Source organism: Acholeplasma equifetale ATCC 29724 (assembly GCF_000687735.1).
GTDB classification, from domain to species: Bacteria; Bacillota_I; Bacilli_A; order Acholeplasmatales; family Acholeplasmataceae; genus Acholeplasma; species Acholeplasma equifetale.
The window spans coordinates 24,025-48,782 of record NZ_JHXL01000001.1 but is presented as its reverse complement, the minus strand read 5'-3'; the positions used below and the strand labels follow the sequence as shown (position 1 = coordinate 48,782).

At 29.2% G+C, this 24,758-nt stretch carries 23 protein-coding genes, 1 tRNA gene and 2 pseudogenes; 2 read left to right on the top strand and 24 right to left on the bottom strand.

Annotated features, from left to right (window positions below):
* Nucleotide 1 precedes the first annotated feature (1 nt).
* The 14 genes and pseudogenes from accB to T434_RS07330 all read right to left on the bottom strand — a co-directional run bounded on the left by accB (nucleotide 2) and on the right by T434_RS07330 (nucleotide 13,392).
* Nucleotides 2-442, bottom strand: a complete 441-nt coding sequence (accB, locus tag T434_RS0100275) for an acetyl-CoA carboxylase biotin carboxyl carrier protein (RefSeq protein WP_026399408.1) — start codon at nucleotides 440-442, stop codon at nucleotides 2-4.
* 25 nt (nucleotides 443-467) lie between these two features.
* Nucleotides 468-698, bottom strand: coding sequence for an acyl carrier protein (acpP, locus tag T434_RS0100270; protein ID WP_425393894.1), 231 nt, complete (start codon nucleotides 696-698; stop codon nucleotides 468-470).
* Nucleotides 699-871: 173 nt separating this feature from the next.
* A complete protein-coding gene (locus T434_RS0100265; protein ID WP_162150542.1) occupies nucleotides 872-1,519 on the bottom strand; it encodes a 2TM domain-containing protein in 648 nt (215 codons plus the stop codon).
* Nucleotides 1,520-1,715: 196 nt separating this feature from the next.
* The gene (locus T434_RS0100260) at nucleotides 1,716-6,218 is read right to left on the bottom strand and encodes a hypothetical protein (RefSeq protein WP_026399405.1); all 4,503 of its coding nucleotides are present in this window, start codon (nucleotides 6,216-6,218) and stop codon (nucleotides 1,716-1,718) included.
* A gap of 282 nt (nucleotides 6,219-6,500) precedes the next feature.
* Nucleotides 6,501-6,644 (bottom strand): annotated as a pseudogene (locus T434_RS07600) (IS3 family transposase); the annotation flags it as partial.
* An 87-nt stretch (nucleotides 6,645-6,731) separates the two neighbouring features.
* Nucleotides 6,732-6,806 (bottom strand) — tRNA-Val (locus T434_RS0100255).
* A gap of 74 nt (nucleotides 6,807-6,880) precedes the next feature.
* Entirely contained in the window at nucleotides 6,881-8,032 is a 1,152-nt protein-coding gene (locus T434_RS0100250; RefSeq protein WP_245588311.1) for a GGDEF domain-containing protein, read from the bottom strand.
* Between the two features lie 91 nt (nucleotides 8,033-8,123).
* Entirely contained in the window at nucleotides 8,124-9,242 is a 1,119-nt protein-coding gene (locus T434_RS0100245) for a GNAT family N-acetyltransferase (protein ID WP_051614248.1), read from the bottom strand.
* 103 nt (nucleotides 9,243-9,345) lie between these two features.
* Nucleotides 9,346-11,232 (bottom strand): heavy metal translocating P-type ATPase, encoded by a 1,887-nt coding sequence (locus T434_RS0100240; RefSeq protein WP_026399402.1) that lies wholly within the window; start codon nucleotides 11,230-11,232, stop codon nucleotides 9,346-9,348.
* Nucleotides 11,233-11,245: 13 nt separating this feature from the next.
* Nucleotides 11,246-11,554 carry an ArsR/SmtB family transcription factor gene (locus T434_RS0100235; protein WP_210997059.1) on the bottom strand — a complete coding sequence of 103 codons (309 nt, stop codon included), beginning with the start codon at nucleotides 11,552-11,554 and terminating at the stop codon, nucleotides 11,246-11,248.
* Nucleotides 11,555-11,788: 234 nt separating this feature from the next.
* The gene (locus T434_RS0100230; RefSeq protein ID WP_026399400.1) at nucleotides 11,789-11,986 is read right to left on the bottom strand and encodes a hypothetical protein; all 198 of its coding nucleotides are present in this window, start codon (nucleotides 11,984-11,986) and stop codon (nucleotides 11,789-11,791) included.
* 25 nt (nucleotides 11,987-12,011) lie between these two features.
* Complete coding sequence (locus tag T434_RS07850) at nucleotides 12,012-12,152, bottom strand: hypothetical protein (protein ID WP_162150540.1); 141 nt, start codon at nucleotides 12,150-12,152, stop codon at nucleotides 12,012-12,014.
* A 134-nt stretch (nucleotides 12,153-12,286) separates the two neighbouring features.
* Nucleotides 12,287-12,616 (bottom strand): thioredoxin family protein, encoded by a 330-nt coding sequence (locus T434_RS0100225; RefSeq protein ID WP_026399399.1) that lies wholly within the window; start codon nucleotides 12,614-12,616, stop codon nucleotides 12,287-12,289.
* Between the two features lie 293 nt (nucleotides 12,617-12,909).
* Nucleotides 12,910-13,392, bottom strand: a complete 483-nt coding sequence (locus T434_RS07330) for an NUDIX hydrolase (RefSeq protein WP_051614247.1) — start codon at nucleotides 13,390-13,392, stop codon at nucleotides 12,910-12,912.
* 338 nt (nucleotides 13,393-13,730) lie between these two features.
* On the opposite strand from T434_RS07330, the gene T434_RS0100215 reads away from it, so the two are divergent.
* Nucleotides 13,731-13,961, top strand: coding sequence for a transposase (locus T434_RS0100215; RefSeq protein WP_026399398.1), 231 nt, complete (start codon nucleotides 13,731-13,733; stop codon nucleotides 13,959-13,961).
* A gap of 151 nt (nucleotides 13,962-14,112) precedes the next feature.
* The gene (locus T434_RS06215) at nucleotides 14,113-14,643 is read left to right on the top strand and encodes a hypothetical protein (RefSeq protein WP_051614246.1); all 531 of its coding nucleotides are present in this window, start codon (nucleotides 14,113-14,115) and stop codon (nucleotides 14,641-14,643) included.
* Here the strand turns inward: T434_RS06215 and T434_RS0100205 are convergent.
* The 10 genes and pseudogenes from T434_RS0100205 to T434_RS0100160 form a co-directional block, all read right to left on the bottom strand.
* Nucleotides 14,556-16,868: a BAR domain-containing protein gene (locus tag T434_RS0100205; RefSeq protein ID WP_026399397.1), complete on the bottom strand. Its 2,313-nt coding sequence runs from the start codon at nucleotides 16,866-16,868 to the stop codon at nucleotides 14,556-14,558. The genes T434_RS06215 and T434_RS0100205 overlap by 88 nt on opposite strands.
* Nucleotides 16,869-17,216 carry a hypothetical protein gene (locus T434_RS0100200; RefSeq protein WP_026399396.1) on the bottom strand — a complete coding sequence of 116 codons (348 nt, stop codon included), beginning with the start codon at nucleotides 17,214-17,216 and terminating at the stop codon, nucleotides 16,869-16,871. It abuts the gene before it with no gap.
* A 15-nt stretch (nucleotides 17,217-17,231) separates the two neighbouring features.
* The gene (locus tag T434_RS07325; RefSeq protein WP_051614245.1) at nucleotides 17,232-18,113 is read right to left on the bottom strand and encodes a helix-turn-helix domain-containing protein; all 882 of its coding nucleotides are present in this window, start codon (nucleotides 18,111-18,113) and stop codon (nucleotides 17,232-17,234) included.
* A gap of 884 nt (nucleotides 18,114-18,997) precedes the next feature.
* Nucleotides 18,998-19,369 carry a hypothetical protein gene (locus tag T434_RS0100190; RefSeq protein ID WP_026399395.1) on the bottom strand — a complete coding sequence of 124 codons (372 nt, stop codon included), beginning with the start codon at nucleotides 19,367-19,369 and terminating at the stop codon, nucleotides 18,998-19,000.
* A 1,082-nt stretch (nucleotides 19,370-20,451) separates the two neighbouring features.
* A complete protein-coding gene (locus T434_RS0100185) occupies nucleotides 20,452-21,261 on the bottom strand; it encodes an ANT(9) family aminoglycoside nucleotidyltransferase Spw (protein ID WP_002294509.1) in 810 nt (269 codons plus the stop codon).
* A gap of 131 nt (nucleotides 21,262-21,392) precedes the next feature.
* Nucleotides 21,393-21,920 carry a phosphoribosyltransferase family protein gene (locus tag T434_RS0100180; protein ID WP_002294507.1) on the bottom strand — a complete coding sequence of 176 codons (528 nt, stop codon included), beginning with the start codon at nucleotides 21,918-21,920 and terminating at the stop codon, nucleotides 21,393-21,395.
* 43 nt (nucleotides 21,921-21,963) lie between these two features.
* Entirely contained in the window at nucleotides 21,964-22,827 is an 864-nt protein-coding gene (locus tag T434_RS0100175) for an aminoglycoside nucleotidyltransferase ANT(6)-Ia (RefSeq protein ID WP_002294505.1), read from the bottom strand.
* A 32-nt stretch (nucleotides 22,828-22,859) separates the two neighbouring features.
* The gene (locus tag T434_RS0100170) at nucleotides 22,860-23,594 is read right to left on the bottom strand and encodes a class I SAM-dependent methyltransferase (RefSeq protein WP_026399394.1); all 735 of its coding nucleotides are present in this window, start codon (nucleotides 23,592-23,594) and stop codon (nucleotides 22,860-22,862) included.
* Nucleotides 23,575-24,045: pseudogene (locus tag T434_RS06205) on the bottom strand (CatB-related O-acetyltransferase); the annotation flags it as partial. The gene T434_RS0100170 and the pseudogene T434_RS06205, both read right to left, overlap by 20 nt.
* Before the next feature lie 104 nt (nucleotides 24,046-24,149).
* Nucleotides 24,150-24,743 carry a DUF1643 domain-containing protein gene (locus T434_RS0100160; protein WP_162150539.1) on the bottom strand — a complete coding sequence of 198 codons (594 nt, stop codon included), beginning with the start codon at nucleotides 24,741-24,743 and terminating at the stop codon, nucleotides 24,150-24,152.
* Nucleotides 24,744-24,758: the final 15 nt, after the last annotated feature.

Below are 24,758 nucleotides of genomic sequence, written 5' to 3'. Positions count from 1 at the left end.
ATTACACCAACACAAATAAAACATCATCAAATCCAACAACATCACCATTTTTAAAGCATACTGAATCTATTACACCATCATACGGTGCTGTAATCTCATTCATAATCTTCATTGCTTCAACGATGCAAACAACTTGTCCTTTTTTAACTGAATCTCCAATCTTTACAAATGGTTTACCATTTGGAGTACTTGATTCATAAAAAGTTCCTACAAGAGGTGATTTAATGACCTTGTCAGATTTGACTGATACTTTTTCTTCTTTTTTAAATTCTTGTTGTGGTGATTCAATTGAAACTGATGTTTCTAAAGATTCTTTTACATCTAATAATTGTTCTTTGTTTTTAGATAGTTTTAATTTAACTGTATCTGTTTCAAGTTCTAATACAGTTAATGAAGACTGTTCAAAGTCTTTAATGATACTTTTGATTTCGTTGATTTTCATTTCGATCACTAAAATCTATTTATTATTAAGATTTTAATCCCTTCACGTATTCGATAATATCGCCAACAGTCTCCATTTTGGTTGCAGCTTCATCAGAAACAGTAACATCAAATGTTTCTTCAATTCTCATAATAAGTTCGACAACGTCAAGTGAATCAACATTTAAGTCCTCTCTTAATCTTGTTGTTTCGTTAATTGTTGTTTTATCTACATTTAATTCTTCTGAAATGATTTCAATAATATCTTTTTGCATAATTCTCTTCTCTCTTTCAATTCGATTTTAATTACTTTGAATTTCAAACTTGTTATCATTTTATCACTTTAATTTCATTTGTCAATTGTTTTGAAATTCAAAATGTTTGAAATTTAAATTATATAAAAAAATAAGGTTCCTCTTATAGAGGAACCATAATTTTTAATTTGATAAAATCAACTAACATAAGGTCTATCTTGATCTTCTGGAGCCGGTAAATCAATTTGTTTATCTTTTGATTTTTCTTGCTTCGTTTCTTGTATAAAGCGAGAGTATTCACGATACTTGCCATATCCTTTAGTACCATCATAAATTAAATAAGCTCCACCAAAACATGAAATTAATAATAATAACCAAGCTACCCATTCGTGATTAAAGTCATCAAAAATAATCAGCATTGAGCCAATTGCAAATACACCTAAATGTGTCCAAAATTTAATTTGTTCAGTCTTTTCTTCTAAGAATACGACAGAGTATAAGAATACAATTGCACGAACTATAAATACAAATGCTAAACCAAATCTATAAAATGCTGCCCAAAATGCACCAATCGAATTTTGATTTTGGATTGCTACAACACCTACATAAATCATTAATCCACCAATAATGACAGATAAAACAATTTCTACAATATTTAAAGTTCTTAATATTTCTTTATTTAATGATTTAAATAATGGATATAATCTAAAAACTGAAAATATAACAATACCAATACCTGTTGTTAAGTAAACAAAGGTATCATTAAAATACATGGTTGCCCCAACTGCAATTAAAATAGCCGCTAAAACCCACTTAAGTAACCAACTATAAGACGCACGTTTCATGAAATTTCCTCCTATCAAAAACTTAAGTTAATTTTATTATAAACGATTTATAAGAAATTATAACTTAAATACGATAAAAAAGCGTAGAAATATAAATCTACGCTTTTTATTTTAGGTATATAAATTATTGTGTGGTAACAATATACCTATCCATTATAGTGTGGTATACCACACAATTTTTTAAAGGGGCTAAATTTTAACCAAAGAACAATTCGTTTAATTCTTGACGTGTTGAAATGTTAAAGTTATTTGGGAAATTATCCGGATCTGGTAATGTATTGACCTTATCAATTAAGTAGGACTTAAAGATTGTTAAACCAGTATTTTCATCATTTGGATCATACGGTTCACTATAATCAATAAATGTATTAAATGTTGCCTCATCCATTGTTTGAGCATGTATATAGATTGTCAATGCATCCATTGTTTGAGCATCATTTATTGCATTTATGCCGAATGTATTCAATGCATCAATTAAGTTAATGATTTCATCTAGTTGAACATCAATTGAAATATCCTCTTCACCCTCATGTGATTCAATGGTATCTAAATTTGCAGTTACAATTGCTTCAGATACTAATCGTTTAAAGATAATTGATTGTTCAAGTAATGCATCTTTAACTTGTAATAAATTTGTATTACCTGCATCTATTAAAGCTACATCTAATGTTGTCATACCTAATTTTTCGATCGCATATGAAAGATTAATTAATTCTTGATGTAATATGTCATTGCCATTATATGGGTGTACTTCAAATGCTGAATTAGGTATTGAAATATTAGAATTGATAATAATATCAGAAATCATTCGATTTGTAATAATTGACCCTTCATTTAATATATTTCTTAATATTGAAGGTGTAATATCTGTTGGATTAATATCGGCAGTTACATCTTGAATTGGAACTTCTAATGCCAGAGCCAATGAACCTTCAGTTTCTACTGCAACAATTAACAATGCACCAATTAAAGCTTCTATTTCTTCATATTTAATGAACTGATATGCAGAAAGTTCATAAGCATCTAATCTAACTTTATTGACACCAACTGAATTAATAATACCTTCTGAAACAAATTTACGAATTATTAATGAATCAATATTGTTTAACATTTGAATTTGACCTATTGTTAAGTTATTTGATGATGCTGCTAAATTATTAATTAGATCCACGATAGATTGATCATCACTTGGATTACCGTTATTATATGTTGTATCTAGTTGAGATAACGAAAGTATGAACTTTTCTAGTTCTACTTGTGATAAGTCTGTAGAATGTATATTATCTTTTGCATTTGGAACAACTCGGTTAACTCCAATAGTTGAAATTATATAATCACTAAATACGGATCTTAAAATATATGATTTCTCATCAACAACTGCCATAATCTTTTGAGTAGTTATTGTATCTAAATCAATTAATTCCACAGTATCTAGAAGTTTTTCATTAACATCGCTACTGAAATGAGATATAGCATCTATTATACGAATCATTTCAGGATATGTCATTAATGTCATATATCTAGTACCATTTACTTCTTCAAACCCTATTGGGTTTAGACTAATTCCATTTATTAAACTTGATGAGATGAGTTCTTGAGTGAATAAACCACGAATCATCACTGAATCACCAGCATTAACGACATCTGTAATATCCTTAAATGATAATTCATTAGGATCTAATTCAACGAGTAATTCACTTAATGATAAACTTGGATTTTCATCTAAAACTTCTAAAATTTTAAATATTTCACCAATTTCTTGATTACTTAATACTTCTGGGTATAGATTATCTAGAGCTAATGGATGAGGATTGCCTAAACCATTTTTTATACCATATGTAATTACTGATTTAATAATATATGAACTTTGATAATGAATTAATATTAAATCTTCAATTTTTACTTCATCTAAAATTTCATTTTCTGTAATCTTATTAAAGTCTAAATCTAAATCAATCATTAATTGACTCAATGCTAACAATTCATTATGTTTTAAATCCTTTTTATCAGGATTCATGTATGAAATCACAGGTATATCTAACATATTTTCATTGATCAGGTTTGTGATATTACGTTCTGTAATTCTTGATTCTAACGAAATAACTTCATATAATGTTTCACCATTTAGAGATGAAAAGTCTAACTTTTGAGCTCCAAAGTCAACATCAATAAGCGTTATTGATTGAAGTAATTTGCTTAATTCATCGCGTTTAATTAATGAAACATATGGAGCTGTTATACTTAAAGCATCTAAAGGAATTTCTAATTCTTCAAAATCTTGAATATTCTTATCTATTGTGTAATATAGAATATCTGATGCTAATAACTTATCACGATTTTGACTATCATCTAAAACAACTTTTAAAATAGGCATTAATTGATTTAATAACTCCGTATTTTCATCTAATAGAATAGAAATATCCATATTTTGATAATCCATTTCTTCAATTAAAATACCAATCGCATCAATTAATGAAGCTAATTCAGATTTTTTAATCCATCCATCATATGTACCTGATGTTTCATATACAAAAGATGGTATTTCTAAAAAATTAATTTCGGATATGTACTCACTCATAAATGCATATAGAATTGTTGAATCAAGAGTAATATCTCTATTATCTTCATGTTTCATGAATTTCAATAGCGATGGTAATAGAGAATTAAGCATATCTTCATTATCAATATCACCTAATTTAAATCCATCTTCATAAAACTTCACAATAACTTGAGCCAATATTTGTACTTCATCCGTAAATTTAAAGTCATCTGTTTCAACTGCCATATGTAAAGTTTCAACAAGTTCTAGCGGTTCAGTGATGTATTTTGTAATAAGCATTGTACTTAGTTTATTTGTTGTATTAGAAATTAATTGTCCTTCTAATATTTTTGAAATCATAACTAAAAATTGATCTCTACCTTCAACTGTACTTAAAACATCATCTAATGCAATATTAACAGATTCATTTTCCTCAAGTGCTTTACCAATATGAAGTTTACCAATTTCATAATAAGTGTCTGCTAACCATTCTAATTCGCGTTTTAAATCATTGTTATCAACTAGATTTTCCTTAACTGTTTCTAATAACAATGCAAATTCATTTTGAGTCCACTCAGTATCTTCACTTAATAATGTATACAAACCAAAATTAAGTATAGGATCAAATAATACTTCTATAACATTCAATTCAACAATTTCTTCAACTATATTTGAAAACCACGCATGATAGCGGGCATCATCATTTAATAAATATACTAAATTACTAATATTTTCAATAAATTCAGATAGTGTAATATCACGATTTAAATCTTCAATGTAAATTCCAGGAAAATCATAAATTGTTAACTCTAAAATATTTGCCAGTTCAGAAAGTGTACCTGCAACAAATTCCCCTTCGAAACTTCTAATCTTATTACGTATAGAATTTAAATAGTTGATCTTATCTTGTTCACTATTTAACCATTTAATTTCATCTTTAATAAAATCTTGGTAGATCATAACTTCAGCTGCAATATCACCTACTTTTAAAACATCTAAAGATACTAATTTTTTAAGTGCTGAAATAAATAATTGTTGTTCAACTTGATTGAATTTAAGATAAGTGGCAATATCTGTATAGTTATTAAACCAAAATGATGTATCATCAATTGACAATAAATCGATAATAGCATCGTAAATTTTTGAAACATCTTTAGTAATATCAATATCTGTTTCATCTAAACGTGTGAAAATATCAGCTAATTCTGTTTCAGTAAACATTGGAGTCTCTAAAGTATCGTTTGTTGTTTTTAATACGAGTTTCACAAATGGTATGAAACTAGAGTCAACAAGCTGAGATTCAGCAAATTTTGTAAATAATCCTTCATATTTTTGAAAATCTTCTAATGTATATTTGTAAGTAGCATTTTCATTTAATACTTCTGGTAGAATAATTTTCGCACCTTCTGCAATCCATGCAATTTCTGAACGCCATACGATAACTTCGCCTTGTTCAACTTCGCTTCTAAATGCTAGATCAAAAAGCATATCACCAATGCCTTTATTATTTATTTGTACTGCATCGTTAATAATTTTTACAAGATTGTAATCATTGGCTTTAGCAATTTGTTGACTGATTTCACGGTATTCATCAATTTCAATTTCTCTACTTTCACCTATTACAGTATTCAGTAATATTAGTACCGGGAATACTAAAATAAAGCCTGTGAAAGCTCCGCGAATAATACCAAAAAATCCACCAATTAAACGGTGTTTCTTCTTTTTCTTTATCATTGGTTTAATAATTAACGCCCATGGAATACCTAGAATTATAGTTTGAATTAAAAATCGTATAATACCATAAAAGACCGTAAATAAAGAAATCTTTATCAAAAGATCCAAGATTGCTATAAATAATGGCATTGCATCAGCACCTTCAATAATATCTAATGCTTCATTCATATCTTGACCAGTATATGTTTTCATTAAATCCGCAAGTTGTCTAACATTTTCTGCGTTAACAAATCGATTCAACTGAACAAATCCTAATACATATAAAATACCTAATACAATAGCTATATTACCTAATAGCAACCAAAATGTTTTTGCAAATCCTCTTTTAACACCCAAGAGAAAATGGATAAATATAAAAAATCCTATTATAATAACTTGGAATGCAAGAAAATACATTGGAATGTTATTTATATCTAACCAATCCATATTTTCACCCCTTTCTTAACAAACCTGATATCAATTAATCTATAAAAGTTACTTTAAAATGCATAAATATATTTTTGATAATATAATAATACATTAATATATATTTTTTGATATATTATTCACTCATTTTGTCTTCATAACCACATTTAATCTTATAATAAAAATATATATTATGCAAAAATATTATAATAAAGTAGAATTTTATATATATTTTCATTAAAAAAAGTCCTAAAGTGTAGTTAAAATGTACCCTATATATTGGACTAAATAAAATTTAATATTTTAATTAAAGGATTGATTTCTAAATTGAACAGAAGTCAATCCTTTTAATTTTACTGTAATTCTTTCATTGTTATAGTAATGAATACATTCTTTAATAGCTAATTCTAATTGATTGAGCGTTTTAAATTTAATTTCATAATAAAAACCCCTTTAGTCTTTCCAATCTTACTTGGTCCAACTATTGGGGTTCATATCAAAGTATGGCCTTTTATTTTATAACTGATTTTAAAATGGTGGGCAGTATAGGGATTGAACCTATGGCCCCCTGCACGTCAAGCAGGTGCTCTCCCGCTGAGCTAACTGCCCATTTTAAAAGCATGACTATTGTAACATGAAATACACAGCATTTCAAGTTTTTTTAGCATGCTTTCAGTTAATTATTAATTTCCAATTTGATGTTCTATATCTTTGAAAAAAGCATAATTATCTTTACCTTGTAGTTTAACCATATATAAAGCTTCATCTGCCTTACGAATAAGTTCATCAATAGTCTTTCCATCTTCAGGATAACTTGATATTCCAATTGATGTTCTAATTTTAATTTCTTGATGATTAATAACTATTATATTACCTATAAGTTTTTGTTTAATTCTAACATTTTTTCCAAATACATCATCGCTATATCTGCTTTCTACAATGAAGATAAATTCATCTCCACCAAATCTAGCAATAAAATCTTGATGTTCTTTTACAGACATCAGTCTTTTAGCATATTCAATTAATACTAAATCACCAATTTTATGACCAAATTTATCGTTAATCATTTTAAAGTCGTCCATATCTGAAATGATAACTTTAAATGACTTATTTTCCGAAATTAATTTTTTCATATGTTCATAAAGTGATCTACGATTTGGTATTTGAGTTAAAAAATCAGTATTAGAAAGATTTTCTAATAATCTTCTTTCATTTCTTAAATCTCTAATTGCTAGTAAATTTGTTGTAATAGTCATTGCAGATGCAATAATAATAACAAATAAAGAAACAAATCCAACAAGTATATCATCAACTGTAATTTCATTATATATAGGTAAATTATTTATACTAAAAAATATCATTATAACTCTTACAAACATAACACCAATAATACCTATTGAAAATGGTATATGTAAATGTAAATATTTACCTTTATCTGTCTTTAAGTTTTTATAAATAAGAAGTGTATATCTAGTAAGAACGAATGAAATTGTTAAACTCATCATTAATCGACGTAATTCAACACTTGGATATGCATAAATAAACGTCGGTAATAAAATAACTATTATTACTCCTACGATTACTAATTCTTTCCATTGCGTTTTTTTATCTAAGAAACGATTTGTTCCATGGTAAAAACATATAACACCCAAATATATGAGTATATTTGCTATCAATTTATATATTCCGTTCTCATAGAATGCAATAATTAAAAATCCTGTAGACTCAAATGTAATTCCATAAACCCAAAAAAGTAATCCTTTTAGGAAATGTCCAGTATAAAAATGCGTGAACAAAAGACCTAATGCAATAACAACTGTTGCCCAAATCAGCACCTGTGTCAATGTGTCAAGATTAACTCAATCATAGGATTGTCCTCCCAAACTCCCCTTTAATAAAGTATCTATTAAATTTTTTATAAATTAATTAAATATCCATTTTATAGCATCTTCTACGTTTATGGTATTTAGGGTTAAAATCTTTCCATTGGGCTAATATTTTCTTGTTGTTTTCTAGTTCCGGCCCAGTTTCAGCCATTCTTACACCATATTTAATTCCTTGACGTATTCCATCTTCAATAATTAATGAGAAAACACCACGTCCTTGATGTTCAGGATCAACTGCAATAAAATAAAAATCCACAACATCAAATTTTTTTAAGGATTTAAGTATTCTTATAAAGCCAAATGGTAATAATTTACCGTGATTTTTTTTATTTGCCATCGCAAGACTTGGCATCATAACACCAAGTGCAATGACTTTTTGGTTTTCATCTCTAACAAACCATAAAAAATCTAAATTTACAATTAATTTTACTTGTTTAATATAGTAATCCATGACTTTTCTTGATAGTGGATAAAATCCATATAGCACATTAAATGCTCGATTGTATACATCAAATGCATCATAAACATATTTGGATAAATCTTTTTTACGTTTAATTTTTACAAGTTCATATTTAAACCTTTTTTTAACAATTTCTGTACCTAATTTTATTTTATCAGGAACTTCATTAGGCCATTCAATTTGTGATTCAATCCAATCAACATCTTTGATAAAACCTAATTTTTCTAAATGTTCGTGATAATATTTTGGATTCCATATTGTTATAAATGATCCGAATTCATCAAAACCTTCAACAAGCATACCTTGTCGATCTAAATCGGTAAAACCAATAGGTCCAATAATTTCTGTTGCACCATATTGTTTACCCCATTCAATTACTTGATTAATTAGAGTTTTTGTAACTTCTATATCATCGATCATATCAATACGTGTGAAACGTACAATTTTCTTATGGTATGCTTCATTATACTTATGATTAATAATTCCTGCAATTCTACCTACAATTTTTCTATCTTTATAAGCTAAAAATCTTATTGAATCGCAATATTCATGTACTGGATTTTTCTTTTTACTGAATACATTTTCTTCATCTAATGATAAAGCTGGTACAAAAGCATCAATATTTTTGAATAATTTAATAGGAAAATTTGTAAATTTCTTACTTAACCTTTTTGTTGTAACTTCTTTTATTGTTATCATGATTTATAACATCACTTGTGAAAGTAATGTAAATCCCCCTTATTAGTAAAACTATATTTATTATATTTTAGCATATTTCAAAGTTTTGCTTATGATTAACCTATTATAATCTTTTTAACATTCTTAATCCGTTCAATATTACTAATACTGTAGAACCTTCATGAAATACAACAGCAATTGGCATTCTCATTAAACCAAAAACGTTCATAATAACCAAGAATAATACAACACCCATTGCAAATATCATATTTTCAATAACAATTCTTCTTAATTTTTTAGATATTTGTTTTGTATATTTTAACTTAGATATATCATTTTTCATGAATACTCCGTCTGATACATCAATAGCTATATCGGTACCATCTCCCATTGAAATACCTACATCGGCTGAAACTAATGCAGGTGCATCATTAATACCATCACCTAACATCATTGTATATCCATATTCTTGTTTTAATTCTTCAATAATTTGTTGTTTTTGATCAGGTAAGACATTCGCATATACTTTATCAATACCTACACGATGAGCAATATAATCTGCAGTATACGTTTGGTCACCACTAATTAATACTGTGGTTATGTTCTCTTTTCTTAAAAAATCAATTGTTTCTTTAATATTATCTTTTTCAATATCCATTAAAGTCATTAAAATAATAGGATTATCATCTTCGTATAACACTACAACTGTTTTACCTTCTTTTTGAAAAACCTCTACTTGATTATTAAAATTATCATCTTTAATACTTTTAGGTTTACCAATATGGTATAGCTTTTCATTAACTTTTGTTGATAATCCATAGCCAATCATTTGTTCAACATCCAAATCCATAAACTTCTCATTTTTAAAATATTCAACTAATGCTATCGCAATTGGATGTGTTGATTTAACTTCAAGAGAATATATTAAAGAATTATAAAATGACTTATTATTTTCATTAATGCTGTTAGCATAAACAATATCCATTACAACTGGTTTACCCTTGGTAATTGTACCTGTCTTATCGAATGCTACAACACGTACATCATTTACTAATGATACATAGTTTGAACCTTTAAAAAGAATACCGTTTTTAGCTAGATTACTGATCGCAGATAAACTTGCAGGAATATCAGTTGCAGCTAATGCACAAGGTGATGTCACAATTAAAAATACCATCATACGATAAATACTTTCATCATGTCCCCAATCAAATAAATATACACCAGCTAAATAAAATATAGGTGCTAATATTAAAACAATATTAACATATATAGGTTCAATTTTTTTAATAACTTTTGCAGTTCTTGAAATATTTGTCTGCGTTTGACTTACTAAATGAATGATTTTCGCTAACACTGTATCATGTGCTAAATGTGTAACTTCCATAACAAAATCCTTAGATAGGTTAATCGTTCCACCATAGACTTTATCATTTTTTATTTTTTCTTTTGGCATTGATTCACCAGTAATCATATGTTCATCAATGGTAGCTTCTTCATCTGATAAAATTCCATCCGTTGGAATTTGTTCTCCAGTTAAACATAAAACTTTATCTCCAATTTGCAACTCTTCTACTTTAACCATTTTAAAGGTTCCATCATTTAAGATTAATCTCGCTAATGGCACATTTAAATTCATAAGTTTTGAAATTTCACGTTTACTTTTATCTTCAGCATAATCTTCAATATAATGGGCACCAGCAAATATTAAAATTAGCATCGCTCCTTCATAATATTCATGAATAAAAATTGCACCAAATGCAGCGATTGTCATTAGAACGTGAACGTTTGGATAGAATCCTTTTTTCTCTATTGATGTTACAACAGTATCTTTAAATCCTTCATAGATTACATGTGAACCAGATAATACAATTGTAACAATATTAAGAATCATTTTCCAGGTTTCATTTTCTATAAAAAAAGCACCAATAAATACTGATAAACCTAGAAAATATAAAATTAGTAATAATTTATGATCATGATGATTGTGTTGTTTTTGTTGTTTTTCCATTGTCTTATACCTCTTATGTATGTTGAATATGCTCTAATGCTTGATTGTAAATACTTAATACGTGATGATCAGCAAAAGCATAAAAAACCTCTTTCCCTCTTTTTTTAAACTTAACTAAATTTTTATCTTTTAATATACGTAATTGATGAGAAATTGCACTATGAGTCATATTAAGTTTTAATTCAATTTCAGTAACTGAATTTTCTCCATGTTTTAAAATATTTAAAATATTTATTCGAGTAGGATCTGATAATACTTTAAATATTCCAGATAACTTTAATGCTATTTTTTGATCAAGTACATCATAATTTTTTATTTCCAATGTAATCACCTACTTTTAGTGAACATATGAACAACTGTTCATATATATTATAGTATGTTTTGATTATTAGTCAAATTATATTATAAAAAAATTGCTAATGAATTAGCATTTTTCTTTTAGTTTATATTTTTTATAAATATGGATTTAATTATGTGTTCGAACAAACTATTTTTAAAAGAATGAAATCATTGATAAATTATTATGCATTATTAATTAATTAAATTCATTCATAATTTAATTTCTTTTATTTTTATATACATTAATTAATTCTACTTTATCAAGTCTTTTCATATGAGTGTAATATTCTAACCATAAATCAATTGACTGTAATGGTATATTTGTATCATAAAAATCAATATATTCAACGATTTGTTCTTTTTTTAAAGAACCATCAATGATTTTATCATATGTTTTTATTTTAAATTCTGACATAATATCAATTTTGACTCGATCAACCTCATATTCTAAAAATACTTGAGTTAAATAATTTTAATGACTTTGAGTATCTTTTTTTATTCATTATTTTAATAACTTTATCAACATCTTTAATATCGATTAAAATATCTATATCATTAAAATCCTCTACAATATTTTTCAAATACAGCCCAAATTGTTTTTTCTTAATTAAATTGTTTTGAAATTTTTAATAACTAGTATGAAAAGTAATTAATTGAATTCGGCATTTAAATAAAAAGACTCTAGTAAATTCTAGAGTTTTTAAATGTAATTATTTTAATTTTTATAATATAAATCATAATATCTAGTAATTATTGATTCTAATTCAACTATACTCATATATCTTAATTTTCTAATTGTTTCTTTACCATCTATAAAAAGTATTAAAGATGGTAATGTAAATATGTCATATTGGGCAGAAATATCAGCATGTTTTTCTGTTTCTATTTCAAATAAATTTATATTTGGATATTTTTTGATTAATTCAACTATTTGAGGTTTTATTATTTTACATACACCACAATTAGAACCACTAAAGTATAGTAAAACCATATTATGGTTGCCTATTAAATATTCTATCTCTTTTTTTGATGTTATAAGCTGCATGTTTTTATCCCTTCGTTAAGGTAATATTTATCATGAAATTTATGTATTCATCATTATCTTAATATTTTTAATCGAATATGATGTATAAATATCAAATAAGACTTAACATTTATGAGTCAATTATAACATTAAAGTAAGCTAAATTTACTTTCTTTGACTTCATCAAGTAATTATTGTAAATCATATTCAATTGATTATTTTAAGGTTTAATTATTAAACTTAACAATCGCTAAGAAATATCACGAAAATAATAGAATATATTTGCCTATTAAGTATAAAAAAGTGAATATTAATTAAACATTCAAGTCATCTAACAACTGTTTAGTTAATTTACCTCTTAATTCATTTGGGCTAATATCTTTAATATTTTTAATAAAAATAACTTCTGATACTTCACTATTTTCAATAAAATCAGTCTTTTTAACTTTTCCCCTATAGACTATCCAAACTAATCGTTGCTCATCTTTTGTGTATGTCTTAAATAGTTTTAGTTGATCAACTTTCATTCCGGTCTCTTCAAAAAATTCTCTTTGAGCAGCTTGAATTAATGACTCGCCCAATTCGCGATACCCCCCAGGAAATGTAATTTTGCCTTGTTCTTTACCTTTTAATCTAACAAGCAGCAATTCATCATTATCTGTATATGCAGCGACAACACATGAAATATTAACCCAATTATCCCAATCAATATATCCACATGAATTACATGTCTTAACTGAAGAATTATCTATAATTTTAGAACTCAATTTAGTTCCACAATTCGGACAAAAATTCATTAAATACCCTCACATTTCTATTTATTCACTTTATTCATCAAGATTTTTCTATTCCACATAACTATATTAACATTTTGTTTAATTTAAATTATCAGATATCATAAAATGTTTCTATATTTAATATTGACTCCATATACAAGTATTTATATATTAATCTATTAGAATGGAATATCATTTAATCAAATTATATCATTGTTAGTTGTAAAAAATATAATTTATCAATTTTATGTCTGGAAAATAAAATAAAAGGATAACCATGAAATAGTAAGATGTTAGTAGACACAAAAAACTACTAGCATCTTTTTTTTGTATAATTTAACTATCAGGAGGAATAATTAATGGGAAGACCTAAAGGTGTTAAGAATAAAACTGAATCACGTTACTGGAGTAAAGAAGCAAAATATGAATATGTTAAGCTAGTTCTATCGAGTGAATATAGTGCCATGGAACTAGGAAGAAAAAATAATGTATCTCATGGAATGATATCAAACTGGATTAGAAAATATAATGAAGGTGGAATAGAGGCATTAGAGAATAAAAGAAAAACCAAAGCGAATACGAAATCATAGCTTTATTAAGTAAACAAATGAATGTTGAAAGCTTACGCACATATATGAGGGTATCACGTTCGGGATATTATAAATGGGTAAAAAGAAAAGGGATCTTAAATAGATATCAAACGAATAGATTATGGTTAATAGAAGAAATTAAAAGAAACTTATGTTAAATATAAGATATGGGGATATAAACATAGAGCATTATATTAGAAATAAAACAAATCGATACTTTTCAGATCTTTTATGTCATAAGTGTTGTAAGTTATTAGGTATTCGTTCAAAAGCAAGAATAAAGCGACACAAGGCTGGAAAAGAACATGAGATTTATCCAAATTTACTACATGACTTTGATGCAAGTCGTCCATTTGAGAAAGTATGTACAGATACAACAATACTCACTCATAAAAGTGGTAAGTATGACTGGAATCTATATATTGATTTATTCGATAATACAATTATAGCCTACGATATAAGACGCAGTAATTATGGTTTAAGTCCAATAAATCATTATAATGCTGCAAAAAACTTTTTAGATGAAAAAGAAATCAAATACTTAAATACAAAAGTAAAAGTCCACCAAGTTCTTATACCTGGTGGACTCATTTTTTATTCGTATTGTTCTAAATATGCAATGATAGTTTCAGATGTCATAGCATCCTTGTTTGCAATAAAGATATCGATTAATGTGTCATAATCAGACAGAATCTTATTCAAATGTGTTTGAGAAAGTGATACCGATACTGTAACACCATTGTCTTTTAACATATCTGAAGAGAATGAATTGTAGTTATCCCCTTCTTGGACGAACATCATAGGTACTTGTACTGCATTTGAAACGTAAGTTCCTGTTTCAGCATCATAAGTATAGTAGTATCTTGTTCTAAATTCGATGTCATACTTACGGCTAGTTTTAACTGAAAATATTGTATTATATGTTGGAGATAAAAGTGTTGAAGAACCATTTAAGTATACATCTACAGTACTCTTTCCTGATTTATTTGCATCTGTTTTATCTGTAACTTTAACAGAATTAATACCTTGGATGTCCCATAAATTGAACCATAATGTGTTGTAAGTTCCAGTTACACCTGCATATGTTAATTCTTCTCTTACTTCATAGCCAAGTAATCTACCTTCATTTGCTGAATATAATTCATTAATATAACCATCAAATCCTGTCATACCTGAAGATTTATTACCAACAACTGATACATATCCGTTTTCAACATAGAAATCAGCACAAGCCTTGATTTTGTCGGAACCTTCATATGTTATATATTCATAGATATGACCTGTTGTTTTGCCATTGTTCTTAACGATTGATAGATATGATGATCTAGACGCAGACTTACCAGCAATTGTTAATCCATAAGTTGTAGCCATTTCGTATCCATTTTCTGTAATGATATATTTAACTTTATATGAATCACCAAGGCTAATGAACATTCCTTTTGCCTCTTTTGTTAAATCATATTCCATCTTAATAACAGGTTTAACTGAACCGAATCCTGGAACCGTAACTGAATCAGTTAATGTGATATTGAAGATAAGCATAGCGTCCTTAAATTCAAACTTTCCAGTATAGCCATTTCCACTAAATGTATAAGACATTTCTTCAGAATATGAATTTGTAATATAAATATCTACGGCATTACCTGCGGCATTTAATGCAGTTTGTGCTACATTGAATACCTTAGCCATTGCCACGCTTTGGTTGATGTTTTCAACTACCATTTGCCATTGTTCGCCATAGCCTGCTTGATTAATGATTGTGACATTAGTAAATGAAGTGAAATCGTAATTTATGCTTGATGCATCAACAACATTATTTGAATATGATGGATGCATTGCAGCTGGCAAATAATCATATGCTGTTGCTGTTTCTATTGCTGTTAATCTTGCAACATATTCTTTAACCGTATTAACTAATAAGCCTTGAATGTGTGCTTCAGTTTCAGTGATTACTGTTGTAAGAGTAGTAGGAACATCCTCAATTGCTGTAACTGCATTTAACTTTGCAATCTCTGTCTTTGAGAATTCAGTTAAATCTTCCTTAAATACAGGATTTGGAATCTTAGCAATTCCTGCATCAACTACTTCTTGTAATTTTGCAATTGCAATCTTCTTTGTTTCAGTTAATGCATATTCTTCTAAATCATCTTTAATTTCCTTAACACAAGGTTCGAATCCTTCGATAGTATCCACTGCCTCTAGTTTCTTCTTTACTTCATTATAGAATGCTTGAGTATCAGTCTTTAAAGTGTCATAAGGAATCTTAGCAATCAATACTGTAACATATGGGTCAAGTTCCTCTAATGCCTTGTTCTTTAATGCAATGATTACTTTTTCAGTTTCAGTGCTTATAAAAGCCTTTGTATTGTCTAATATTTCTTTGAAAGTATCTGATACCTCAGCTAAAGTTTCTATCGCATCAATTTTTGCCATTTCTGTATTGTAGAAAGACTGAACAGAATTCTTTAATTCTTCATATGTTATCTTCTCTATTAAAGGATTGATTACGCCATTTAATTTTTGAATTGCTAGAGGTTTTAGGGTGTCCTTAGCAAATACTTTTGTGTCCTCAACAACCTTATTTGCTGCTGACTTTGCCGTTTCTAAGTTCTTGATTCCATTAACATATTGCTTTTCAGTATCATAATAATTCTTAATAGCAGCTTTTAAATCTTCATCAGAAATCTTCTCAATAACTGGCTTTACAAGTTCATCTAACTTAGAAATAGCGGCTGATATGTATGATGCCAATTCAATTTCATCCGTTGTGGAATCTGGTACTGTTTCATCAGGTGGTTGTGTAGTAGGAGGATATGTTGATGGAGTTTTACCACCACCGCCACATGCAGTTAGCATGCCGATGATTGCTAATCCCATTAACAAAGCAATTATCTTTTTCTTTATCATCTATAATCCCCCTCCATTACTTAATCTTTCTAGCGTTAGTGACAGCTTTTTGCATTCTACTTCTGCAATTTTGGTTATTTTCATTGATAGAATTCTTTTGATTTGTTTTATAGGCAATGTAAATAACACCTGGAATAATAATACAGTCGTGAATTTCATTGAACTGTATGACTTGATTTGACTCTTTGAAGATTCATATTCACTTTCTAATTTTCTTAATTCGTTATAACGTTCCATTGATGTTTCGCGATCCATTATTTGGTAATGCCTCGTTGCACGTCCATGTCTTTCAGTTGATTCTTGTGTTGGCTGCCAACCTGATAAATGTACTTGTTTTGTTTCAATCATATTTTTTCTCTCCTCCTACTCTTCACATTTTATATTTTTAATTAAAGCGAATGGGTAGACAAATATACTCAATGCCATTGCTAAAGCTGTAGCAAATGCAGCTGCTAATAATGCTAATGCTAAACCTAATAGGAAGAATAAAATCTTCATTGCTATTAAGAATACCAAACCATCAAAACTAAATTCAAAAATGATACCTGGAAGTTTGACAAATCCCCAAGACGTAATTTCCAACCACATATCAGTTATGAATGTATTATTTAGAATCATAGTTCCTAAAAAACAATAGGCAAACACGCCAAATCCTAGACAACCAAATCCTGTAGAAACTTCGCCATTTACAAATGAACTTATACCAACTGCAATAAATAGTAACGCTATTAAAGAAGGCCAAATAAATGAATGAATCCTTCTCTTTTTAAAAGTAGCATTGATTTCTCTTTGTCTTTGTTCTGCTTTCTTTTTTTCTTCTAGAAGTCTTATCTCATTACAACCATTGCATAAGACTCTTTGTCTTGTATCTGAATGACTTATTCTGCCTGTTCTAACTACAAATGATTCATTGATTCGATTTAAATTCGATGCCTCATAGATAGGATGATTACATTGCTCGCATACACCTAATATTGGTTTAGGTTCTTGAACCACTATTTTTTCTACAACTGTAATCTTTTCTTCAACAGGTTTATCTTCCTCTTTTCTTTCCATATCAAATAACTCTTCAATGGAACAATTAAGGATTCCACACATTTCTTTCAAAGTATCAATTGACGGTTCTGCATCATCATTTTCCCATCTAGAAACCGCTTGGTATGTAACGTGTAATTGATCAGCTAAATCTCTTTGTGTCAAACCAGCTTTATTTCTATATTCTTTAATTTTTGAACCAACGCCCATAACTCAACACCTCCTTAAACCAATTTCATTTTACAATTGAATTATCGATTTGAAAATTAACGCTTTTTTGAATTACTCAATTTTTTGTTGAGTTTGTATAAAATCGCCCAATAAGTCGTATTTTTTAATATTTTATACTAAGTATAATATATACTATAATTTTAGCCCCCCTGCATATTTATGTCAATACGGGCACGTACATGAGGCGTGGATTATTGGCACATTTTTGTATAGAAAAAAACCTCCACCATTACTGATGAAGGTCTAATCCTACTCTTGGTTCCTATACTTCTATTTCCTTGCCATTTCTAAACTTGAACGTTAACACCTTATCTTTTGATATCTTTACACTTTCAACCATAAAACGGAATGTAGTTTCATCAAAATAATCAATTGATACAGGTCTAGTTTCTAAATCCTTGATGATGACTCAAGCTTTTGTGACAAGCTAATCTTATGCAATATCTCATCTTGAATTCTACCATATTCTACATTTGCTTTTTCATAACGCTTTAGGAGTTCTTCGTACTTCTTCGTGTACTCTTCCTGCGATTGAACCTTGTGCATGTTCTCATTTATAACTTTGTCTGATCAAACATTTCTCTTTTTTGAGGTATTCTCAACATTCTGTTTATCTTTGCTATTTTTTTAATACAGTATTGATACTCAATAAAAAGATACCTCATATCATCAATAGATTTAAGTAGCGACAGGCCTTGAAATAGATGTTCATAGATTTGATCTTCAGTCACTTGTTTATCAACATTTAATTCTATTTCAGAAAAGAAAGATTTGATTCGATATATGAAACCATAGGTTATAAATATTTACTTACTCCCCTTGTTTATAAATGTAATACAAAATACTGGGTTGATACCAATTTCTTATGCTTTTATAAAATAAGTATGTGCTTCTTTTATGAGTGCATCACTAGCAGTATTCACAAACTGAACAATATTGCAAAAGACATAAGTTAATCCGTTATCAAAAGTGATTACACCTTCGCACATAGCTCCTTTTCCATGACTTAATGCATTCTCAACTCTTAACTCCAATATTTGTGGTTTAGTCATTAAAGTTTGAGTTAACTGATCTAATTTTACAATATGATTCTCACCCACTATTCGCCATGTGAAATCTTCTCGTACATGAGTCTTAACCGCATCTATGTCTTTCTTAGATAGTGCGATTGTTAAGTTTATAACACGTTCCATTTTTGGCGCATTCCCACAATGAAACATAACTTCAATCTTCATATTAAATCTCCTCTTCTTAATAAAATTTTAATCATCACTAATAGGAGTCGAACTTCTAATTTTTATATTACCCTAGGTAGTCTATCTTTAGAATCTACAACTTGTAAAGGTACGTCTGTTACAACTTTTTAATAACTTAACAATAGGCATTTTATTCAAGTTAATGACATTCTGATCTTATTTTTTCAATCTTTTCGTATTGTCTTTCATCTGATACCTTTTGTATATATTAGTTTACACTAAGTACAGGTTTTCGTCATTCAAATGACACTATATAACTTGCAAATAAGGGATTTCACCCTTTCTGCATGAAAAAAGGCTCGATACTTTTGTATCAAACCTATGCATTCAATATGTGTAAGGACGACTATTTTGATACAATTTCGTACCCCTTTAAAAAAGTTCGTACCCCTGAGATATTTTTCGTACCCCTATATCAACTGTCTTGTCATTATGGACTTTATCACTGTTTTTGATAACCTCTAGACTAACTTTACTATAACCTCTAGACTAACTTTACTATAAATAATGCTAAAAGTTCATATTTTGATAAGTCATAAAGAGATAACTGATTATTACAATTATACTATAAAAACAGCATAATTGTTTGTCCAATTAGGTTTGTCCTTTCCCATCACTTTTAATAATATGTTGTCACATTCAATCTGTGTTTAGAATGAAGTATGCCTAGTAATACGCAAAATAAATAGTTTTGTGTAAAGATGTACCCCTTTATAGTATGGGGGTCGTGTTATTATCGATTTGAACCTTTACGCAATTTATTAGTATTCAAGGTTTATAATAGGACCTTTTCACTGTCACTTCATTAGCATATCCAAACAAATTTACAAGTTAATCGTATTACAACTATTATTTTGTTCAGATTACTTAATTTTTTTGTTGACATGTTCCCGCACCCATAGTGGCTCGAGTTGATGGCATTGATGTCTTAAGCTGATTTTTAACCCTTTCGTTCGCGGGAACGTATCAACGGTATTTTGATTATTTTTTAAGAAACTGATATATGGGGGAACATATCGAAGCAATCAATAATGCACATTAACAACTAGTCTTTGTTATATTTAAACTATTCGAAAAGGTAATTGGATATTAAGGGAAGACTCTATAGACTTTTTCATATGATTAACGAGTTCAGCCACCTCAGATTCCATTCCTTCCCACTTGTCAACACACTCTCCTAAATAAGCCTCTCTCGCTTTGTTGAGTAAAGTAGCATGCTCATCGGGTAATTGAGGTATCGCCCATTCAGCTGCCAGATCTTTTGAGCGAATTTCACCAGTAGATGCTGTCAGCCACATTCTGGCTAAAGTTAAAATCACATTGCGTTCGTCACCGTTAATGCTAGCTATCAACCCGGGCAACGATTCTTTAATTGCTTTTCGAATATCTGTCATTGGCACAGGCTCAATTACTTCTGTTGCCTTTGGTCCCAAAAGGTTAATACTATTTTTTCTTAGTTGTGCTAAAAGTATTGCTAAATCCGGATCATAAGTCGACTCAGGAATTTCTCCCTTTTCAAACTGCTCTCTTAGCCACTCGCCATACATAAATTCATATTTGGGGGGGAAATGCCAAGGGACAATATCCTTTTGATTTATGACCGTAACTTCAAGAGGCCTCATATCTTTTATGTTTCCTATTTTCCCAGATATAAGCATTAACCTATTTGTAAGATTCCTTCGAGTTTTTTCAGATAAACTTTGATTTGTTATTACCAAAATATCTACATCGCTATTCATACGTAAACCACCCATTACTGCCGAACCATACAAATACACCCCAATTAACATATTATCAAGTAGTTCCGCTATAGTTTTTAATGCTTGAATTGCTTCTTTCGGAATTTTTTTGTTACTTAAATCTATACTCAACTTCGATCTCCTTTCGTCTGAAAACTGTTTTTTAACGCCTCTTAAAATTTATAAAAAAAGAGTAAACATCTTTCGTTGTATTGTAAATTAACGCCATCCAAAATTTTGATTCAAGATTTTCTTTCGGTTTATTATATGTTTGAGCCAATATAAGCTACAAAACTGCTGTCTATCCATTTTTGAGTAACCTCATTTATATCAATCCCAATAGTAGCCAACCCAATAATGCTGCAATCCAATTTCTCTAACAAAGCTATTAAAGCCTTCATTTGAGAACCTGTCTCTATCCAATCATCTACAATCAAAACTCTTTTGTTCCTCACAATAGAACTCTTAGATATTTCAAAGCTTTTATCTTGACCTGAATAGTCGGTAAAATGTGTCGAAATAATCTCTTCTTTTGCGTATGGCAGCTTATCACCTTTTCTTACTCCAATAAACCCCACTCCAAGTTCTTTGGCTATGGCAGTGCCTAGTATCCATCCAATTGCTTCTGGGGCAGCCACATAATCTACTTTATTTTGAAAATCCAATGATAGTACTTTTACAATTTTATCAAAAACGGTTTTATGTGTAAAAATAGTTAGTAAATCATATTTTCCAATTGAGTTACGAGGTAATATACCTCTAATTTCATTTATAACATCAGTACTTTCCATACATTTACACCCCTTGCTTATGGTTAATAATCTTTGCTAATCTTTAAAAATAGTCATTTTCAACATATTTTTTATACATGTCCTCGGTATATCTTGTTATGTTCTTACCATACTCTGGATAATCAAACCCCAGTAGTTCTGCTACCTCTTTGGACACTTCCCTGAACAATTGGTGGCATATAAATAATGACTTCCAAATATTTTCATAGGAATCCATGCGATATGTAGATAATAATCTATTCCATAGATCTTCATCAATGTATTTGTTAATATACTTATAATTTTTCCCAACACTTAATGAAAATTCTGTCTTTATCCCAACCTTCCACGACATCATCCTAAGTAGTTCAAACCGTAGAATCTGGTTCAGATGATCGATTGCAAACAGTATCTCTTTGCGGCACAATCCTTTAATAACATAAGGTGTTACATTCCAAAATTCATTGCAGCAATCATCATACTCCCTTGCGCTTGGCTTTCTTACATGATAATCTATATCAGTCGGAACTATGTCCCTTTTAATTCTACAATCTTTATCAATTAGAACCTTTATTAATTTATCGCCCTTTAGGTAATTATCTAACTCTTCCAAGGGCAATAAGGTAAGATCAATTTTATTGTAATCATCAAATAGCATAAGATAGGAAAATCCCTTTTCTTCAGGTGGGAATAATTCCATATCCTCCGGCTTTTGCATCATTATTATATTCCCAAATTGATTAAGCCAGTCATCATTAGATATAAACGGTTCTATATCACTTACAAAATATGTAATATCATAATCCTGAAATTCATCTTTAGGTATATTAATATTTGCGCGTGACCCCTCAAGGGTCACAATTCGAATACGTTCATCCTGTTCTGCTAAAGAAAGTACTAAATCCATCATTTCTTTTTCTGATCTCATTTACATACTCCTCGTTTATTTTTTCTATATTATTACATCTTCTTTTTTGCCGATACAATCAGCATCATTGGGCGTCGCATTTCATCCGCCATCCCCGGAATATCCATCATGTTCTCTGGCGGCTGTGGCTCCACAATCTGATTTATTATAAAACTATTTGAAAGCAGTGTATTTAGATATGTGGTCAGTGTTCTATGATATTTTGTAACCTTTTCTCCCAAAAACACAGCTGTCCGTTTGCCCTCATAATAATAATTATCCACCGGAAAATGCAGTATTTCTCCTTTTTCGTTATAATGCCAGTCTTGTGTTCCATAGGCAGTAAAAACAGGATGTTCAACCGTAAAAACTAGCTTACCACCAGACTTCAGTATTCTATATATCTTTTTTACTAAAATCTCATAATCTGCTACATAGTGAAACGCAAGTGAACTTAATATTACATCAAAACTCTCATCTGGGAATTCCACATCTTCTATAGCACAGCATTTATATTCAACCTGTGGAAAATGTGTTTTTTCTTTGGCTACCTCGAGCATTTTATGAGAAATATCAACACCTACAACAGAAGAAGCACCGTGTTCCATCGCATAAATACAGTGCCATCCATAGCCGCATCCTAAATCAAGCACACGCTTATCTTTAAAATCTGGCAGCAGCTTTTTCAATGTTTCCCATTCTCCTGCACCAGCCAGACCCTGCTGTGAGCGACTCATTTGACTATATTTTTGAAAAAATATATTATCATCATATTTGTTTTCTTTCATTTAAATTCTCCTCGTTCCAAAAGTTATCTGTTTCCGATGTTAACATTTCAAGATTATTAAATATCTTCTCTTCGTCCCAGTTCCACCATTGAAGGTTAAGTAAAAATTCAACCTTTTCATCACTAAAACGTTTCTTAATAAATTTTGCTGGGTTACCACCATAAATTGTATATGGTTCAATATTTTTTACCACAGTAGAATTAGCAGCAATAATAGCTCCATCACCTACTTTAACTCCTGGCATAATAGTTACATTTTGACCTATCCACACATCATTGCCAATTACTGTATCTCCCTTAAAAGGTAACTGCTTTATTGTAGGGGTAACCTTTTCCCAACCACCACCAAGGATATTAAAAGGATAGGTTGTAATTCCATCCATTCTATGATTTGCACCATTCATAATAAACTTAACGCCCTCTGCAATTGCACAGAACTTGCCTATTATAAGTGTGTTAGGGCGACTATTTTGATACAATTTCTTACCCCACGAAAAAGTTCGTACCCCTAGTAACATTATATGGAACTAATATGTTTTAATCAATTAAAAAATAATCACTTAGGTTTAATCACTCTAATAACCGTATCTGTTTTTAAAAAATCAACATTAAAATCCATTAAATTAATTTGAGAATTTGAGCCTGGATGTGTAAATTCACCGTTATGCGCTGTTATTTTAATATTATTTGATATAGGTCTTTTCGATAAGAATTCTTCAAATGCTTTTGGGATTACTGTTGTCCTTCCAAAGAATAGAATTATATCCCTTTTGTCCTTAGCAATTTTCTCTATTAGTTTATCCAAGAACTCTACATTTTCGCTATCTTCTAAATTTACCTGATTTTTATTGTCTGTCACTTCAGGATATAGATTGTATAAATCATAACCATTATAATAATCCCATAACAAATTGATTAATCTTTTATTAGATCTATCAATATCTTCTTCTGCTTTTGCTGGATTATAACCTATGCAAACTGCCCTTTTTTCAGCTGAAATCATATTGTTCAAGAAAGTGATTTCTTCTTTAAATTTATACTTTGAATCGCCTTCATTGTCTACAAACAGAATCCTTGAAACATTATAATCTTTATCATTATGTGCCTTACAGTTTGAATACTTTATTGTTTTATAGTCTTGTTCATCCATTTAATTATCCCCCTT

Excerpts from the sequence above, each read along its gene's own strand:
- T434_RS0100170 (WP_026399394.1), bottom strand. The coding sequence starts at position 23,594 with ATGAAAGAAAACAAATATGATGATAATATATTTTTTCAAAAATATAGT.
- T434_RS0100215 (WP_026399398.1), top strand. The coding sequence starts at position 13,731 with ATGGGAAGACCTAAAGGTGTTAAGAATAAAACTGAATCACGTTACTGG.
- T434_RS0100190 (WP_026399395.1), bottom strand. The coding sequence starts at position 19,369 with ATGAAGATTGAAGTTATGTTTCATTGTGGGAATGCGCCAAAAATGGAA.
- T434_RS0100160 (WP_162150539.1), bottom strand. The coding sequence starts at position 24,743 with ATGGATGAACAAGACTATAAAACAATAAAGTATTCAAACTGTAAGGCA.
- T434_RS0100180 (WP_002294507.1), bottom strand. The coding sequence starts at position 21,920 with ATGGAAAGTACTGATGTTATAAATGAAATTAGAGGTATATTACCTCGT.
- accB (WP_026399408.1), bottom strand. The coding sequence starts at position 442 with ATGAAAATCAACGAAATCAAAAGTATCATTAAAGACTTTGAACAGTCT.
- T434_RS0100175 (WP_002294505.1), bottom strand. The coding sequence starts at position 22,827 with ATGAGATCAGAAAAAGAAATGATGGATTTAGTACTTTCTTTAGCAGAA.
- T434_RS0100230 (WP_026399400.1), bottom strand. The coding sequence starts at position 11,986 with ATGTCAGAATTTAAAATAAAAACATATGATAAAATCATTGATGGTTCT.
- T434_RS0100245 (WP_051614248.1), bottom strand. The coding sequence starts at position 9,242 with ATGATAACAATAAAAGAAGTTACAACAAAAAGGTTAAGTAAGAAATTT.
- T434_RS07330 (WP_051614247.1), bottom strand. The coding sequence starts at position 13,392 with ATGAATTTTTGTCCGAATTGTGGAACTAAATTGAGTTCTAAAATTATA.
- T434_RS0100240 (WP_026399402.1), bottom strand. The coding sequence starts at position 11,232 with ATGGAAAAACAACAAAAACAACACAATCATCATGATCATAAATTATTA.
- T434_RS06215 (WP_051614246.1), top strand. The coding sequence starts at position 14,113 with ATGTTAAATATAAGATATGGGGATATAAACATAGAGCATTATATTAGA.
- T434_RS07325 (WP_051614245.1), bottom strand. The coding sequence starts at position 18,113 with ATGGGCGTTGGTTCAAAAATTAAAGAATATAGAAATAAAGCTGGTTTG.
- T434_RS0100225 (WP_026399399.1), bottom strand. The coding sequence starts at position 12,616 with ATGCAGCTTATAACATCAAAAAAAGAGATAGAATATTTAATAGGCAAC.
- T434_RS0100260 (WP_026399405.1), bottom strand. The coding sequence starts at position 6,218 with ATGGATTGGTTAGATATAAATAACATTCCAATGTATTTTCTTGCATTC.
- T434_RS0100205 (WP_026399397.1), bottom strand. The coding sequence starts at position 16,868 with ATGATAAAGAAAAAGATAATTGCTTTGTTAATGGGATTAGCAATCATC.
- T434_RS0100265 (WP_162150542.1), bottom strand. The coding sequence starts at position 1,519 with ATGAAACGTGCGTCTTATAGTTGGTTACTTAAGTGGGTTTTAGCGGCT.
- T434_RS0100200 (WP_026399396.1), bottom strand. The coding sequence starts at position 17,216 with ATGATTGAAACAAAACAAGTACATTTATCAGGTTGGCAGCCAACACAA.